General features: G+C 64.9%; 15 protein-coding genes. 13 read left to right on the top strand and 2 right to left on the bottom strand.

Annotated elements, in window-relative coordinates:
- Nucleotides 1–51 precede the first annotated feature (51 nt).
- The 6 genes from VN004_RS14945 to phoB all read left to right on the top strand — a co-directional run bounded on the left by VN004_RS14945 (nt 52) and on the right by phoB (nt 6,481).
- The gene (locus VN004_RS14945) at nt 52–1,107 is read left to right on the top strand and encodes a PstS family phosphate ABC transporter substrate-binding protein (protein ID WP_325611533.1); all 1,056 of its coding nucleotides are present in this window, start codon (nt 52–54) and stop codon (nt 1,105–1,107) included.
- Between the two features lie 102 nt (nt 1,108–1,209).
- Nucleotides 1,210–2,577 carry a phosphate ABC transporter permease subunit PstC gene (gene pstC, locus VN004_RS14940; RefSeq protein ID WP_325611530.1) on the top strand — a complete coding sequence of 456 codons (1,368 nt, stop codon included), beginning with the start codon at nt 1,210–1,212 and terminating at the stop codon, nt 2,575–2,577.
- Nucleotides 2,570–4,171, top strand: a complete 1,602-nt coding sequence (gene pstA, locus VN004_RS14935; protein ID WP_325611528.1) for a phosphate ABC transporter permease PstA — start codon at nt 2,570–2,572, stop codon at nt 4,169–4,171. Before pstC ends, pstA begins: the two co-directional genes overlap by 8 nt.
- Nucleotides 4,172–4,204: 33 nt before the next feature.
- A complete protein-coding gene (gene pstB, locus VN004_RS14930; protein ID WP_325611560.1) occupies nt 4,205–5,008 on the top strand; it encodes a phosphate ABC transporter ATP-binding protein PstB in 804 nt (267 codons plus the stop codon).
- 31 nt (nt 5,009–5,039) lie between these two features.
- Nucleotides 5,040–5,753, top strand: coding sequence for a phosphate signaling complex protein PhoU (gene phoU, locus VN004_RS14925; RefSeq protein WP_325611524.1), 714 nt, complete (start codon nt 5,040–5,042; stop codon nt 5,751–5,753).
- Between the two features lie 14 nt (nt 5,754–5,767).
- Nucleotides 5,768–6,481: a phosphate regulon transcriptional regulator PhoB gene (gene phoB / locus VN004_RS14920; RefSeq protein ID WP_325611522.1), complete on the top strand. Its 714-nt coding sequence runs from the start codon at nt 5,768–5,770 to the stop codon at nt 6,479–6,481.
- A gap of 1 nt (nt 6,482) precedes the next feature.
- Here the strand turns inward: phoB and VN004_RS14915 are convergent, their stop codons facing one another.
- Nucleotides 6,483–6,983 carry a GcrA family cell cycle regulator gene (locus tag VN004_RS14915; protein WP_325611520.1) on the bottom strand — a complete coding sequence of 167 codons (501 nt, stop codon included), beginning with the start codon at nt 6,981–6,983 and terminating at the stop codon, nt 6,483–6,485.
- Between the two features lie 391 nt (nt 6,984–7,374).
- Between VN004_RS14915 and VN004_RS14910 the strand changes: the two genes are divergently transcribed.
- From VN004_RS14910 to VN004_RS14900, 3 genes are all read left to right on the top strand, one after another.
- Nucleotides 7,375–8,577, top strand: a complete 1,203-nt coding sequence (locus tag VN004_RS14910; RefSeq protein WP_325611518.1) for an aspartate aminotransferase family protein — start codon at nt 7,375–7,377, stop codon at nt 8,575–8,577.
- Nucleotides 8,577–9,503 (top strand): ornithine carbamoyltransferase, encoded by a 927-nt coding sequence (gene argF, locus VN004_RS14905; RefSeq protein WP_325611516.1) that lies wholly within the window; start codon nt 8,577–8,579, stop codon nt 9,501–9,503. The genes VN004_RS14910 and argF overlap by 1 nt, the downstream gene beginning before the upstream one ends.
- A 145-nt stretch (nt 9,504–9,648) precedes the next feature.
- Entirely contained in the window at nt 9,649–10,653 is a 1,005-nt protein-coding gene (locus VN004_RS14900) for an Hsp33 family molecular chaperone (RefSeq protein WP_325611514.1), read from the top strand.
- Nucleotides 10,654–10,843: 190 nt separating this feature from the next.
- On the opposite strand, the gene tlpA is transcribed toward VN004_RS14900, so the two are convergent.
- Nucleotides 10,844–11,503 carry a thiol:disulfide interchange protein TlpA gene (gene tlpA, locus VN004_RS14895; protein WP_325611511.1) on the bottom strand — a complete coding sequence of 220 codons (660 nt, stop codon included), beginning with the start codon at nt 11,501–11,503 and terminating at the stop codon, nt 10,844–10,846.
- A 27-nt stretch (nt 11,504–11,530) separates the two neighbouring features.
- On the opposite strand from tlpA, the gene argH reads away from it, so the two are divergent.
- From argH to VN004_RS14875, 4 genes are all read left to right on the top strand, one after another.
- On the top strand, nt 11,531–12,934 hold the full coding sequence (argH, locus tag VN004_RS14890) for an argininosuccinate lyase (protein WP_325611507.1): 1,404 nt from the start codon (nt 11,531–11,533) through the stop codon (nt 12,932–12,934).
- Nucleotides 12,935–13,041: 107 nt separating this feature from the next.
- Nucleotides 13,042–13,296 (top strand): LPS translocon maturation chaperone LptM, encoded by a 255-nt coding sequence (lptM, locus tag VN004_RS14885; RefSeq protein ID WP_325611505.1) that lies wholly within the window; start codon nt 13,042–13,044, stop codon nt 13,294–13,296.
- 7 nt (nt 13,297–13,303) lie between these two features.
- Nucleotides 13,304–14,566, top strand: coding sequence for a diaminopimelate decarboxylase (gene lysA, locus VN004_RS14880; RefSeq protein WP_325611503.1), 1,263 nt, complete (start codon nt 13,304–13,306; stop codon nt 14,564–14,566).
- Between the two features lie 133 nt (nt 14,567–14,699).
- A partial coding sequence (locus VN004_RS14875; protein WP_325611501.1) for a TIGR02302 family protein occupies nt 14,700–16,390 on the top strand: 1,691 nt, incomplete at its 3' end.

Genomic DNA, 16,390 nt, shown 5'->3' with positions numbered 1-16,390 from the left:
TTCGCATCGCGAGAGCTCCGTACCGTCCGGCACATGACAGAGGAGAGCATCTTGAGACAGACAACATTCGCCACCGCGCTGGCCTTCGCAGCGGCTGGCGTGATGATGGCCGGAGCGGCGGAAGCACGAGACCAGATCCGCATCGTCGGCTCGTCCACGGTCTATCCATTCACCACAGCCGTCGCCGAACAGCTCGGCAAGACTGGCGGCGTGAAGACCCCGGTCGTGGAATCGACCGGTACCGGCGGCGGCATGAAGCTGTTCTGCGCCGGCGTCGGCGTCGAGCATCCCGACGCGACCAACGCCTCGCGCCGGATGAAAAAGAGCGAGCTGGAGCAGTGCCTCAATAACGGCGTCAAGGACGTGGTCGAATTGACCGTCGGTTATGACGGCATCAGCCTTGCGCAGTCCAAGCAAGGGCCGGCGATGAAGCTCACCTTGCCGCAGCTGTTCCTCGCTGTCGCCAAGGAGGTGCCGGGCCCGGACGGCAAGCTGATCCCGAACCCGTACAAGACCTGGTCGGACATCGACAAGTCACTGCCGAACGTGAAGATCGAGGTGCTGGGCCCGCCGCCAACCTCCGGCACGCGCGATGCGCTGCACGAATTGCTGCTGGAAAAGGGCGCCGAGGGCGTTCCCGCACTCGCCGCGCTTAAAAAATCCGATCCGAAGGCATTCGAAAGGATGTGGAAGTCGATCCGCGAAGACGGCGCCTATGTCGAAGCCGGCGAGAACGACAACCTGATCGTCCAGAAGCTCATCGCCAACAAGAATGCTTTCGGCATCTTCGGCTTCTCCTTCCTCGAGGAGAACACCGCCAAGCTGCGCGGCGTGCCACTCGATGGCGTCGTGCCGACCTATGAGAACATCACCGACGGCAAGTATCCCGGTTCGCGCCTTCTCTACGTGTATGTGAAGAAGCAGCATGTCGGCATCGTTCCCGGCATCGACAAGTTCGTGGCCGAATTCGTCTCCGACAAGGCGATCGGCGAGGACGGCTATCTCGCGCGGAAGGGTCTCGTGACACTGCCCAAGTCTGAAGCCGAGAAGGTCCGCAAGGCTGTGTCCGACATGCGGACACTGTCCCTCGACAATCTCGGCTCGTAATCGCGCTTACAAAATCCGGGCAGCCGTGCACGGCTGCCCGTCTCCTTCCGCCGGTGAGGGACGTGTCAGTCATATCCGGCGGCCGGTTTTGGGCCTGAACCAATGACCTCGTTGTATTTTCTCGGTCTCGCGGCGCTGGTTGTGGCGGGTTACATGCTCGGGCGCTGGCGCGCGGTCGCAGCCGGACAGGCAAACGTGCTGCATTCGCGGCCCGGCTACCACGGGGCTTTCGTTGTCATTAGCGTCCTCGTGCCGATGCTGCTGATCTTTGCGGTCGCGTTGCCGATCGCCGATCGCATTGTGAACATGCGGGCAATCGAGGCTCTCGATCCGGCGCTCGCCGGCGATGATCTAAAGCGCGGCGCCGCCCTGCGCGACATTGTTGCGGTTGCGACCGGACGTTACGCCGGAACACCGAGCCGCGCGCTCCAGAATGCCGCCAATGTGTATGCTTCGCTGCGGTCCTGGACCGACACGATCATCGTCGGCGCGGGATGGGCTTTCGGTCTTCTCGGGGCGGCATACGGATTGCGGTCGCTTTCGGCGCAATTCCGTGCGCGCAACCGTGTCGAAACCATCGTGAAATATGTGCTGCTCGCGGCGGCCTGCGTTGCGGTGCTGACGACGATCGGCATCGTGTTCTCGGTGTTGTTCGAGACGATCCGGTTCTTCCAGAAGGTCTCGCCGGTCGATTTCCTCACCGGCCTGCACTGGAGCCCGCAGACCGCGATCCGTGCCGACCAGGTCGGCTCGTCGGGCGCCTTCGGCATCGTGCCGCTCGTCACCGGCACGCTGTTGATCACTCTCATCGCCATGCTGATCGCCGGCCCTATCGGATTGTTCGCGGCGATCTACATGGCCGAATATGCAACGCCGCGGTTTCGCGCCTTTGCAAAGCCCGTGCTGGAAATCCTCGCCGGCATCCCGACGGTGGTGCTCGGCTTTTTCGCCGCGCTGAGCCTCGCGCCCTGGGTGCGTGCCGCCGGTGAATCGGTCGGGCTGAATGTAGCCTCCGAGAGCGCGCTCGCCGCCGGCATCGTCATGGGAATGATGATCATTCCCTTCGTGTCCTCGCTGTCCGACGACGTCATCAATGCGGTGCCGCAATCGCTGCGTGACGGGTCCTATGCAATGGGCGCAACCCAATCCGAAACCATCAGGAAGGTGGTGTTGCGCGCCGCGCTTCCCGGCATCGTCTCGGCCTTCATGCTGGCGATCAGCCGCGCCGTCGGCGAAACCATGATCGTGGTGATGGCTGCGGGGCTTGCCGCGAACCTGACCTTCAACCCGCTCGACGCGGTGACCACCTTCACCGTGCAGATCAAGACCATTCTGGTGGGCGACCAGGAATTCGACAGCGCCAAGACCCTGTCGGCCTTCGCGCTTGGCTTCGTGCTGTTCTTCTTCACGCTGATGCTCAACGTCATCGCGATGCAGATCGTCAAACGCTACCGGGAACAATATGACTGATACGACCTCGCAGGCCGCCCGGTCGATCGACTTTGAGAGTGATGCCGCGCGTGCGCGCATCAAGGCGCGCTATCGCGCCGAGCGCCGCTTCCGCTTCTACGGCCTTGCCGCCATTGGCATCACCACGCTGTTCCTGATCGTGGTCCTGTCGGACATCGTGGCCAAGGGGCTGCCGGCCTTCACGCAATATGTCCTGGTCATGAAGGTCGACGTCGATGCATCGCTGGGCGATCCGAAGGACGCGCGCAATCCTGCCGATATCCGGGCCGCCGGCGATTTCGACGCGCTGGTGCGCAATGCCCTGCGCGCGCAATTCCCCGAGGTCAAGGCGCGCAGTGAACGCCGCCAGCTCGATTCCATTCTCTCGACCGGCGCGGCCGACGCATTGCGCGAGCGTGTCACGTCCGATCCGGCGCTGATCGGGCAGACTGTCACGGTGCCGGTCCTTTTGTCATCGGATGCCGATCTCTATTTCAAGGGCATCGGCACGCAGGTCGTCCGAACGCCCGGACGTGGCACGGCATCGCCATCGGGAACGAGCGGCGAGATCGAGATCGCTTCGACCTCCGGCGATTTCGCCAACGCTCTGGCGCAGGTGCGCCAGAGCGATGCGGCGGCGCCGGAAGCGCTGAACGAACAGATGCCGAGCCTCCTTGTCGCCATCAATGGCGGCATGGTGAAGATCACCGAAATCAACGCCGACACGGCAAAGGGCAATGTCTATCTGCCGTTGACGTCGGCGGCGCCCGCCGCGCCCGGACAATGGCAGGTCGTCACCTATGCGACGCCCGAAGGCAACCGGCGGCTCAACGACCGCGTCGTGACCTGGCTCGAAAGCCTGAAGGATCGCGGCGAGATCGAGCGCCGCTTCAACTGGCGCTTCTTCACGTCCGGCGACAGCCGCGAACCCGAGCTGGCCGGCATCCGCGGCGCTCTGGTCGGCTCGGCGCTGACCTTGCTGGTGACGCTGGTGCTGTGTCTGCCGATCGGCGTCGCCGGTGCGATCTATCTGGAGGAATTCGCGCCGAAGAACCGCCTCACCGAAATCATCGAGATCAACATCAACAATCTCGCCGCGGTGCCGTCCATCGTCTTCGGCCTCCTCGGCCTTGCGGTATTTCTGAATTTCTTCGGATTGCCGCGCTCGGCGCCGCTCGTCGGCGGTCTTGTGCTCGCTTTGCTGGTGCTGCCGACCATCATCATCGCCTCGCGGGCCGCGCTCAAGGCGGTGCCGCCCTCCATCAAGGAAGCGGCGCTCGGCGTCGGCGCTTCGCATCAGCAAGCGATCTTCCATCACGTCCTGCCGCTTGCCATGCCCGGAATCATGACCGGCACGATCATCGGCATGGCGCATGCGCTCGGCGAAACCGCGCCGCTTCTGATGATCGGCATGGTCGCATTCATCGTCGAAACGCCGCTCAGCATCACCGATGCGGCGACGGTGCTGCCGGTTCAGATTTTCCTGTGGTCGGATCTGCCGGAGATCGGCTTCCAGGCGCGTACCGCTGCGGCAATCATGGTTCTGCTCGCATTCCTGTTCCTGATGAACGGGACCGCGATCATCCTGCGCCGACGCTTCGAGCGGCGCTGGTGATTTTGGAGTAAGGAGATGCTGTCCATGGACGCAATGGTGCAACCCGCGACTTCCGCCGGCGCGTCGCAGACGGCGCCTGCCAAGGCCAAAGTCGTCGCGCGCGACGTCAACGTGTATTACGGCGACAAGCATGCGCTCAAGAATGTGAGCGTCGATGTCCCCGACCGTTCGGTCATGGCCTTCATCGGGCCGTCCGGCTGCGGCAAGTCGACGTTCCTGCGCTGCATCAACCGCATGAACGACACCATCCCGATTGCGCGGGTCACCGGCAAGATCGAGATCGACGACCTCGACATCTACGACAAGTCGCTCGACGTCGTGCAGTTGCGCGCGCGCGTCGGCATGGTGTTCCAGAAGCCCAATCCGTTTCCGAAATCGATCTATGAGAACGTCGCCTACGGGCCGCGCATTCACGGCATCGCGCGCACGAAAGCAGAATTGGACGAAATCGTCGCCTCGAGCCTGCAGCGTGCGGGCCTGTGGGACGAGGTGAAGGACCGGCTCGGCGATTCCGGGACGGGCTTATCGGGTGGTCAGCAGCAGCGTCTGTGCATCGCGCGCGCCATTGCGGTCGGGCCGGAGGTGATCCTGATGGACGAGCCGTGCTCGGCGCTCGATCCGATCGCGACCGCGCGCATCGAGGAGCTGATCGACGAGCTGCGCCAGAATTTCACGATCATCATCGTGACCCATTCGATGCAGCAGGCCGCGCGCGTCTCGCAACGGACCGCGTTCTTCCACCTCGGCGTGCTGGTCGAGGAAGGCCCGACCGAAACCATCTTCACGACACCGAGCGACCGCCGGACCCAGGACTACATCACCGGCCGCTTTGGTTGAACGGACACTTACCGAACAAGGGACGAAGCCAATGTCCACGCATATCACCAAGGCATTCGACGCCGATCTTCGGGAACTGAACCGCATGGTCGCCGAGATGGGCGGTCTTGCCGAGAAGGAGATCGCCGATGCCGTCCAGGCATTGACGCGCCGCGACGTGGAACTGGCGCGCCGGCTGATCGCGGCTGACGCCCGGATCGACGCCCTGCAAAGGGAACTCGAAGAGCGCGCCATTCTCACCATCGCGCGACGCCAGCCGATGGCGATCGATCTTCGCGAGGTGGTCAGCGCGTTGCGCGTTGCCGGCGAGATCGAACGGATCGGCGATCTCGCCAAGAATATCGGCAAGCGCGTCCTCGATCTGAACGGCGAATATCCTTCGCTCGCGCTGATCCGCGGCGTCGATTACATGGGCGGCCTCGTCTTGAGCCAGCTCAAGCGGGTGCTCGATGCCTATGCGGCGCGCGACGTCGACGCGGCGATGGAGGTGTGGAAGCGCGACGAGGAAATCGACGCGATGTGCGTCTCGCTGTTCCGCGAACTACTCACCTACATGATGGAAGATCCGCGCAACATCACGTTCTGCATTCATCTGCTGTTCTCGGCGAAGAATATCGAGCGCATGGGCGATCACGCCACTAACATCGCCGAGACGGTCTATTACATGATCAAGGGCGAGCCGATCGCCCTGGAGCGGCCCAAGGCCGATACCACGAGCTTCACGCCGTTGACGGCACAGGGCTAGTCCGAAGGGTGGACATGAGCGCGCAAAATCCCCGCATCCTGATTGTGGAGGACGAGGAGCCGCTATCGCTTCTCCTGCGGTACAACCTCGAAGCCGAAGGCTACGAAGTCGAAACCGTTGCGCGCGGCGATGACGCCGACACGCGGCTGCGCGAAGCCGTTCCCGATCTTGTGGTGCTCGACTGGATGCTACCGGGGCTGTCCGGCATCGAGTTGTGCAGGAGGCTCCGGACACGGCCGGAAACCAGCTCGCTGCCGATCATCATGCTCACCGCGCGCGGCGAGGAAAGCGAGCGCGTGCGCGGGCTCTCCACCGGCGCCGACGATTATATCGTCAAGCCGTTCTCGGTGCCCGAACTCATCGCGCGTATCCATGCTCTGCTGCGCAGGACGAAGCCCGAGCGGGTGGCCGAGGTGTTGACGCTCGGCGAAATCGAGCTCGATCGGGTCAGGAAGCGGGTGTCCCGCGCGGGGCGCGATGTCGAACTCGGCCCGACCGAATTCCGGCTGCTGGAATTTCTGATGGAGCGTCCGGGCCGCGTGTTCACGCGCGAGCAATTGCTGGACGGCGTCTGGGGCAACGAAGTCTATATCGACGAACGCACCGTCGATGTGCATGTCGGCCGCTTGCGCAAGGCGCTCAATCGCGGCCGGGACGACGATCCGATCCGCACCGTGCGCGGCTCGGGCTATGCGATCGACGATCGCTTCGGGAAGGCGGCCGGCTAGGTCAGCGCCCCGCCGGCCGCTTGTCGCGCCGCGCCGCCGGCGGCTGGTACGCGATCCGCGAGTGGTAGGCGCAATAGGGCAGGCCGGTCACCGCATTGCCGCCGCAGAAGTAGAATTCCGCCGAGGCCGGATCGCCGATCGGCCATTTGCAGGTCTGCTCGTTCAGTTCGAGGAGCGTGCGACGCTGCCCCATCGGAATGACGTTCTCGACCTGGGCCGGCTCGGCCTCAACCTCGTAATCATAGGCGAAAGCCTGCGCGAGGGCGGTATTGCCCCGGATCGCCGGCCGCGAGACCCTCAGCATATGCGAGGTCCGTGGTTTGCGCTGCCGCGGCGCGCTGGAAGACGGGGCTTTGGTGCGGCCGGACAGACCAAGTCGATGCACCTTGCCGATCACCGCGTTGCGGGTGATGCCGCCGAGTTCCGCCGCGATCTGGGAGGCTGAGAGCCCGTCGGACCACAGTTTCTTCAGTTGCTCGACCCGTTCGTCCGTCCACGTCATCGGTTTTTCTCCTTTTGGCCGCAGGCGGTTTGCCCCACGCAGAATCCATTCCCGTCGCCGGGCAGCCCTAAGCTGCCAGCGTGACGCCACACACACGCAGTTGTACTGACTAGTCTGACCGCCGCACGAGATGTCGTATCTGACGGGCCAGACACTACACAATCGCTGGACTCGGCCGCAAGAGTCCCGGCCCGCTGCGCCCCCCTACTCGCTGTGGAGAGCGCAAGCTTTTCCACGCCTTATTGGCGGACGCGCAACATCGCCTTACCGCCCGGGTCGGTTGACACCCGAAGACCCCGACCTAAAATACAGTCGAAGTGCCGCCCGACCGGGGCGGCATATTTTGTTTTTGCTCTGACACATCTGTCTGTGCTCTGCCGGATGATCTGCCGTGGTCTCGCATCTTCTGCCGACTTATGCGCGTGCCGACCTCGCTTTTGAGCGCGGCGAGGGCGCCTGGCTGATTGCGACGACCGGCGAGCGCTATCTCGATTTCGGGTCCGGCGTTGCGGTCAATGTGCTCGGCCACGCCCATCCGGTTCTGGTCGAGGCGCTGACCGATCAGGCGCAGAAGGTCTGGCACGTCTCCAACCTGTTCCGGATCCCGGATGCCGAGCGCCTCGCCGAGCGGCTGTGCGCGGCGAGCTTCGCGGACCAGGTCTTTTTCTGCAATTCCGGCGCCGAGGCGATGGAATGCGCGATCAAGACGGCGCGCAAATATCACGCCGTGTCCGGACACCCGGAGCGGGTGGACATCATCACCTTTGAAGGCGCGTTCCACGGCCGTACGCTGGCGACGCTCGCCGCAGGCGGTCAGAAGAAATATCTGGAAGGCTTCGGTCCCGTCGCGGGCGGCTTCACGCAGGTGCCATTCGCCGATCTCGAGGCGACAAAGCGCGCGATCGGCCCCAACACCGCGGCCATCCTTATTGAGCCGATCCAGGGCGAAGGCGGCGTGCGCGTGGTGCCGCCGGAATTTCTGCGCCAGCTGCGCAAGCTCTGCGACGACAACGGCCTGATGCTGGTATTCGACGAGGTGCAGACCGGCATCGGCCGCACCGGCGAACTGTTCGGCTACATGCATAGCGGCATCGCGCCGGACATCATGGCGCTGGCCAAGGCGCTGGGTGGCGGCTTTCCGATCGGCGCCTGCCTTGCGACCTCCGAGGCCGGCAAGGGCATGACGGCCGGCACGCATGGCTCGACCTTCGGCGGCAATCCGCTGGCCACTCGCGTCGGCAACGCGGTTCTGGACGTCGTGCTGGCGCCCGGCTTCCTCGACAATACCCGCCGGATGTCGCTCCTGCTCAAGCAGCGCCTTGCCGAACTGAAGGACCGCTTTCCGTCGGTGATCGCCGAAGTGCGCGGCGAAGGCCTGCTGCTCGGCCTGGTCTGCGTCGTGCCGAACGGCGAGATGGTCAAGGCCTTGCGCGACGAGAACATGCTGGCGATCGCCGCCGGCGACAATGTCGTGCGCCTGTTGCCGCCGCTGATCATCGACGAGGCCGGCATCGCCGATGGCATCGCCATGATCGAGCGCGCCTGCACCAAGCTTTCCCACGCGGCTCAGCCCGTCACTCCGGCACCTGTCTGATGGCCAAGCGCAGTATCCGTCACTTCATCGATTTGATCGACATCCGGCCCGCGGACCTGCGCGCGATCCTCACCCATGCACGCGCCATGAAGAAGGCGCGGGGACGGGGCAAGCGGCCGCTCGCCGGGCAGACGCTGGCGATGATCTTCGACAAGCCTTCGACCCGCACCCGCATCTCGTTCGAAGTCGCGATGCGCCAGCTCGGCGGCGACGTGATCATGCTGACCGGTCAGGAGATGCAACTCGGCCGCGGCGAGTCGATTCCCGACACCGCGCGCGTGATGTCGCGTTTCGTCGATGCCGTGGTGATCCGCACCCTCGAGCACGATCTCGTCACCGAACTTGCGCAATATGCCACCGTGCCGGTGATCAATGCGCTGACCAAGCGCTCGCATCCCTGCCAGGTCATGGCCGACGTCATGACCTTCGAGGAGCATTTGGGCTCGATCAAGAACAAGACGGTGGCGTGGACCGGCGACGCCAACAACGTGCTGACCTCCTGGATGCATGCCGCCGAGCGCTTCGATTTCCGGCTCAATGTGGCGACTCCTCCGGAGCTCAAGCCGCAGCAATCGCTGCTCGACTGGATCGCGCAATCCGGCGCCGCCATTCATGTCGGCACCGATCCGGAAGAAGCGGTGCGCGGGGCGCATTGCATCGTGACCGACACCTGGGTGTCGATGGGCGACGAAGCCAGCGAGGCCAACCGCCACAACCTGCTGCGGCCCTATCAGGTCAACGCGCGACTGATGGCGAAGGCGCGGCCGGACGCAATCTTCATGCATTGCCTGCCCGCCCATCGCGGCGAGGAGGTGACCGACGAGGTGATGGACGGCCCCCGGTCGGTGGTGTTCGACGAGGCCGAGAACCGCTTGCATGCGCAGAAAGGCATTCTTACTTGGTGCCTGAACGCAATGCCGCGATAAGCCAACACCTTTCCGTAATCCGCTCTTTCCCGCGAAAAGCGGGAACCTGTTCGTGGATATTGGGTCCTTGCGGTTGCGAGGACGAGCGGCTTTGATTCATTCGACCGGTCCGCATACAGGGCCGAGGCTCAACAGACGCGCCCCCATGGATATCGAAATTCCCTCCCGCAATCCGTCGCAGCACTCCCCGGACGACACCATCCTGCCCTTTGAGGTGGCGGCGCTGGATCTGCGCGGCCGCGTGGTTCGGCTCGGTCCGGCGATCGACGAAATTCTGACGCGGCACGATTATCCGCTTCCGGTGTCAAAGCTGGTCGCGGAGGCGATCGCGCTCGCGGCGTTGTTCGGGTCGTCGCTGAAATTCGACGGTCGGTTCATCCTGCAGACGCAGAGCGACGGACCGGTCCGCATGCTCGTGGTCGATTACGTGACCGGCGGGCGCATTCGCGCCTGCGCGCGCTTCGACAAGCAGCGGGTGGCGGACGCCATTGCAAAAGGCAACGTGTCGGGCGGCGCATTGCTTGGCCGTGGCCATCTGGCCATGACAATCGATCAGGGCGGCGACATGAACCGCTATCAGGGTCTTGTCGCACTTGAAGGTGGCGGGCTCGAACAGGCTGCGCATGAGTATTTCCTGCGCTCGGAGCAGATTCCGACACGCGTGCGGCTGGCGGTGGCCGAAGAGATGCGCAAGGGCGACAGCGGCGCCACGCATTGGCGTGCCGGCGGCATCATGCTGCAATTCCTGCCGAAGGCGCCGGATCGCATGCGCATGCCCGATCTCGATCCCGGCGACGTGCCGGAGGGAATGACCCTCGACACCATTCCCGAGGACGAGGCCTGGGTCGAAGGCAAGGCGATCGTCGAAACCGTCGAGGATATCGAATTGATCGATCCCGACCTTTCGACCGAGCGGCTGGTCTATCGGCTGTTCCACGAGCGCGGTGTGCGCGTCTTCGACATCGCCAATGTCGAGGCGCAATGCTCCTGCTCGCGCGACAATGTCGAAGCGATGCTGAAAAGCTTCTCCCAGGACGACCGCGATCACATGGTGGAAGACGGCAAGATCGCGGTGACCTGCGAATTCTGCAATCGCACCTACGATTTCGCGCCGGACGAAATCGGTGCGAATGGCGGCAGCGTGAACTGAAGCACATTCAGCTTTCACGGAACGAGCCGCTCTCTCGCTGTCATCGCCCGCGAAAGCGGGCGATCCAGCAGAATTTACTGGATGCCCCGCTTTCGCGGGGCATGACAAGGCGAAGGGTGGGGCCGACCTCTTCCTTCGAGACGCGCCCTTCGGGCGCTCCTCAGGATGAGGTCGGGATGAAAGCTACGCGCTAACGTCCGAGCGCCGTCTGGATAAACTTGAGCGCGTCGTCGCTCGCCCATTCGGCGGGACCGGCAAGGGTTGCGACCTCGCAGCCATTGGCATCGACGAGGATTGTGGTCGGCATGCCGAAGGCGCGGCCCTTTTCCTTCAGGTCCTGGAAAATCCGCGCGCTGTTGTCGGCGTAATAGCCAAGCGATTTTATGCCGGTATCGGACAGCCAGGCCTTGGCCTTCTCCGGATTGCGGGTATCGATATTGACCGCGACCACCTCGAAGTCCGCGCCGCCGAGCTTCTGCTGCAATTCGTCGAGCGCCGGCATCTCCTTCTTGCATGGGGCGCACCAGGTCGCCCACAGATTGAGAAGGACGGTCTTGCCCTTCCAGTCGGCGATCGTGCGCTCCTTGCCCTCGGAATCCCGGAACGCAACCGCTGTGAGCCGGATCGGGCTCTTGGCCGGCGCCAGCGCCGCGACCTCGCCACGCGCGAGCGGCTGCAGCTTTTCCGCCAGTTTCACCGCCGGTCCGCATCCCTCCGGCACGGCGGATTTGCGCACCAGCCATCCCATCCCGTATATCCCGATCAGCGCCACCGCGACGCCCGCGAGCGCGCCGATCAGCATCACCAGCAGGCGCTTTTTCGCGAAGTCACTGGCATCATTCGACGGCATGGATCAGGACACTCTCAGGTTACGGTCATGAGCAATAAGATGTGGGGCGGACGCTTTTCGTCGAGCCCCGATGCGATCATGGAGGCGATCAACGCCTCGATCGACGTCGACCGGCACCTGTATCGCCAGGATATCGCCGCGAGCAAGGCCCATGCAGCGATGCTGGCCGAGCAAGGCATCATTACGGCAGAGGACGCAAGCAAGATCGCGTCCGGGCTGGACACGATCCTGTCAGAGATCGAGGCCGGCACATTCACCTTCCAGCGCGCGCTCGAAGACGTCCACATGAATGTGGAATCGCGGCTCGCCGAATTGATCGGGCCCGCGGCCGGACGCCTGCACACCGCGCGCTCGCGGAACGATCAGGTGGCGACCGATTTCCGGCTCTGGGTGCGCGACACCATCGATCAGCTCGATGCAGCGCTCGCCGATTACCAGACGGTGCTGGCCGAGAAGGCGATGGAGCATGCCGAAACGGTGATGCCGGGGCTGACGCATCTGCAGACCGCACAGCCGGTGACCTTCGGTCACCATCTCCTGGCCTTTGTCGAAATGGCTGACCGCGATCGCGGCCGGTTCGCCGATGCGCGCAAGCGACTGAACGAATCGCCGCTCGGTTCGGCGGCGCTGGCCGGAACGTCGTTTCCGCTCGATCGCGAGATGACGGCGAAGGCGCTCGGCTTCGACCGGCCGACCGCCAATTCGCTCGACGCCGTGTCCGACCGCGACTTCGTGATGGAGACGCTGGCGGCGGCGACGATCTGCGCGGTGCATCTGTCGCGCCTTGCCGAGGAGATCGTGATCTGGACCTCGCCGCTGACCGGGCTGATGCATCTGTCGGACAAGTTCACCACCGGCTCCTCGATCATGCCGCAGAAGCGCAATCCGGACGCCGCCGAACTCGTGCGCGCCAAGGCGGCGCGAATCGCTGCCGCGTTCCAGGCCATCGTCGTCGTGATGAAGGGATTGCCGCTCGCCTATCAGAAGGACATGCAGGAGGACAAGGAAGGGGCGATGGACGCGCTCGGCGCGCTGTCGCTCTGTATCGCGGCGATGACCGGGATGGTGCGCGATATCGAGCCGGACAAGGCGCGCATGAAGAAGGCGGCGGGCGAGGGCTATGCCACCGCGACCGATCTCGCCGACTGGCTGGTGCGCACGCTGAACATCCCGTTCCGGCAGGCGCATCATATCACCGGCAGCATCGTCGCGGAGGCGGCGAAGGCGGGGATGCCGCTGCATCGCGTGCCGCTGGAGCAGATGCAGGCGGTCGAGCCGCGGATCACCGAGGACGTGTTCAAGGTGCTGTCGGTCGACCGCTCGGTCCAGAGCCGCACGAGCTATGGCGGGACTGCGCCCAAAAATGTGCGCCTGCAGGCCAGGCGCTGGCTGAAGCGGCTCTCCAAGGCAACCGCTGAGGCGACCGACTGAGGTTTTTTGGCCGCAGCGCCGGAATTTCGGCAGGACAGCTTTGCCGTCAGGGATTTCGCCATCTTCGGCGGGTCTGATATGGTCCGCGCCGTTCGGGGGAGTCGTTCGTGAGCCGTCGCCTGCCTGTCCTGTCATACCGCCTTGCGATCGCGGCCGTCCTGGCGGCATCGCTCGGGCTGTCCGCCTGCGGCCGCAAGGGCCCGCTCGACGCGCCTCCGGGCGGCCTCGCGGCCAACCCGGCCGGCTCGCTCGATCAGGAAACCGAGCAGGGCGGCGAACTGATCCGGCGCGGCTCGGCGCGCGAATTGCCGATCATCCGGGGACCGGACCGAAGCATCCCGCTCGACGTCCTGCTGAACTGACCCGCCCATGCACCATTTTGCCTATCGCAGCGGTGGTCTTCACGCCGAGGCGGTAGACCTGACCACAATCGCGGACGCCGTCGGCACGCCGTTCTATTGCTATTCGTCGGCGACGCTGGAACGGCATTACCGCGTGTTCGCGGACGCCTTTGCCGATGTGCCCGCGCTCGTCTGCTACGCGGTCAAGGCCAATTCCAACCAGGCGGTGATTGCGACCCTGGCGCGGCTCGGCGCCGGCGCCGACGTCGTGTCCGGCGGCGAACTCAAGCGCGCGCTGGCGGCCGGCATCCCGGCGCAGAAGATCATGTTCTCCGGGATCGGCAAGACCGCCGCCGAACTCGCGCTCGCGGTCGAGACCGGCATCCTGTGCGTGAATGTGGAATCCGAGCCGGAGCTCGAAGCCCTGTCGCAGGTCGCGACCAGCATGGGACGTTCCGTCGATATCTCGATCCGCGTCAATCCGGATGTGGACGCGAAGACCCACGCGAAGATCGCGACCGGCAAGGCCGAGAACAAGTTCGGCATCCCGATCAGCCGCGCCCGCGAGGTCTATCGTCATGCCGCGCGGCTGCCGGGCCTGCATGTCGCCGGCGTCGACATGCATATCGGCAGCCAGATCACCGAATTGTCGCCCTTCGCGGACGCCTTCGCCCTTCTGTCGGATTTCGTCCGCGAATTGCGGGCTGACGGCCACGCCATCACGCATGTCGATCTCGGCGGAGGCCTCGGCATTCCCTATCGCGAGGGCGACGAAACGCCGCCCGATCCGGCCGCCTATGCGGCGGTGGTGAAGGAGGCGACGAAGGGCCTCGGCTGCAAGCTGATCTTCGAGCCCGGCCGGCTGATCGTCGGCAATGCCGGCATCCTGGTGACGCGGGTCATCTATGTGAAGCGCGGCGAAGCCAAGACCTTCGTGATCGTGGACGCGGCGATGAACGATCTGATCCGGCCGACCCTCTATGAGGCGCATCACGACATCATTCCCGTGCGTCCGCCCGCCGGCGGCGCCTGGATCCGCGCCGATATCGTCGGTCCCGTCTGCGAAACCGGTGATTATCTTGCCTTGAACCGCGATCTGCCGGAACCGAAGCCTGGCGACCTCCTTGCCGTGATGACGGCGGGCGCCTACGGCGCGGTGCAGGCGGGAACCTACAACACCCGCGCGCTGGTTCCCGAGGTGCTGGTGAAGGGCGACGCATGGTCGCTGGTGCGGCCCCGCCTCGAAGCCGACGCATTGATCGCGCTCGATCGGATGGCGCCCTGGCTGTGACGGCGTCCGACGCCGGCCCGCACGGCAGGCGTGATGGCCCGCGCCTTGCTTCGCAGTTCCGGGTTTCGTGACTATCTGAGCCGGGAAGGCGTGTTAAGCTTCGTTTTGAGAGAATCCCGAAGGGATCAGGCCGTTGATCGATAAGCCGACGCAGGGCTCTGAAAGCACGGCAGATTCGCCGCAAAGCCAGGTCGACCGATTGCTCGCCCGAGGCGTTTCCAGAGCCCGCTGGTCCATTCTGTGGGAGCGGGTCTGGCCCCCGCTCGCCGCCTTTCTCACCGTCTGCGGCCTGTTTTTCGCGCTGTCCTGGCTTGGCCTGTGGCTGTGGCTGCCGCCGCTTGGGCGGGCTGCGGGCGTCGTCATCTTCGGCCTCCTGGCCCTCGCTGCGCTGTCGCCGCTGGTCCTCGTGCGCCGTCCGAGCGTCGCGGAAGGCCTGCGGCGCATCGACCAGCGCAGCGGCCTGCCGCACCGTCCCGCTGTCACGCTGACCGATCGACTCGCGGCCCATGACGGCGATGCGACCACCCAGGCCCTGTGGCGTGTCCATATGGAGCGGGCGCTGTCCGCCGCGCGCAAGCTGCGCGCCGGCTGGCCGATGCCACAGCTTTCCAGGCGCGACCCGGTCGCGATCCGCGCGCTGGTGCTCGTGCTGTGCGTCGCGACCTTCTTTGCCGCCGGCGGCGATCGCGAACGCCGGGTCGCCGCAGCCTTCAACTGGCAGGGTGTGGTCACGCCCGCGAATTATCGCGTCGATGCCTGGGTCGCGCCCCCGCCATACACCCAGCGCCCGCCGGTTATTCTGCCGGGATTGCGGCCGGGCGAAGTTCAGCGCGCGAGCGGGCCGGTGACGGTGTCCGCAAATTCGGTTTTGGTGATCCGCGCCAGCGGCACCACGGGTCTCGATGTCGCCTTGCGCGGCGGGATCAAGGTCGATGACAAGGCCGACGCCGACACGCCTCAACCGGCCGCCGCCGGCACCGAGGAGCATCGTTACGTCATCGCCGACAAGGGCGAGGTGACGTTGCGCGGCTTCGGCGATCCGGTGACCTGGACCTTCGTCGCGGTGCCCGATCAACCGCCGAGCATCGCGCTGACCAAGGATCCCGAACCGCAGGCGCGCGGTTCGCTGATGCTGAACTATCGCGTCGAGGACGATTACGGGGTCTCCGAAGCGCGCGCGCTGTTCGCGTTGAAGACCCAGAAATTCGATGCATTCGGCGGCGCGTCCGGTGGCTTCCGGTCGCCGCGTCCGCTGTTCGAAGCGCCTGACATGCCGCTGACCTTGCCACAGGCGCGCACGCGCAATGGCGCAGGCCAGACCTTGCGCGATCTGTCCGGACACCCCTGGGCCGGCGCCGAGGTCGTGCTGACGCTTCGCGCACTCGACGATGGCGGCAATGAGGGGCTTTCGGATCCGGTGGAAATGCGCCTGCCGGAACGGCTTTTCACCAAACCGATGGCGCGCGCGCTGATCGAGCAGCGCCGCATTCTGGCTCTGGATGCGGAAACCAAGCCGCGGGTGTTGACCGCGCTCGATGCGCTCGCAATGGCGCCGGAAGTCTTCCAGATCGAGGCGTCGGTCTATCTCGGATTGCGGTCGATCTACTGGCAATTGACGCGGGCCAAGACCGACGATTCCTTGCGCGATGTGGTTGCGCGTCTGTGGGACATGGCGACCCGGATCGAGGACGGCAACATCTCGGATGTCGAAGCCGCATTGCGCGCTGCGCAGGAAGCGCTGCGGGAAGCGCTGGAGCGGGGGGCAAGCGACGAGGAGATCAAGAAGCTCACCGACGACCTGCGCGCCGCGCTCGACAAATTCCT

The organism is Pseudorhodoplanes sp. (assembly GCF_035565855.1).
In the GTDB taxonomy this organism is placed as follows: domain Bacteria; phylum Pseudomonadota; class Alphaproteobacteria; order Rhizobiales; family Xanthobacteraceae; genus Pseudorhodoplanes.
Note: the sequence above shows the minus strand (reverse complement) of the source record. Positions and strands in the feature narration are given on the sequence as shown.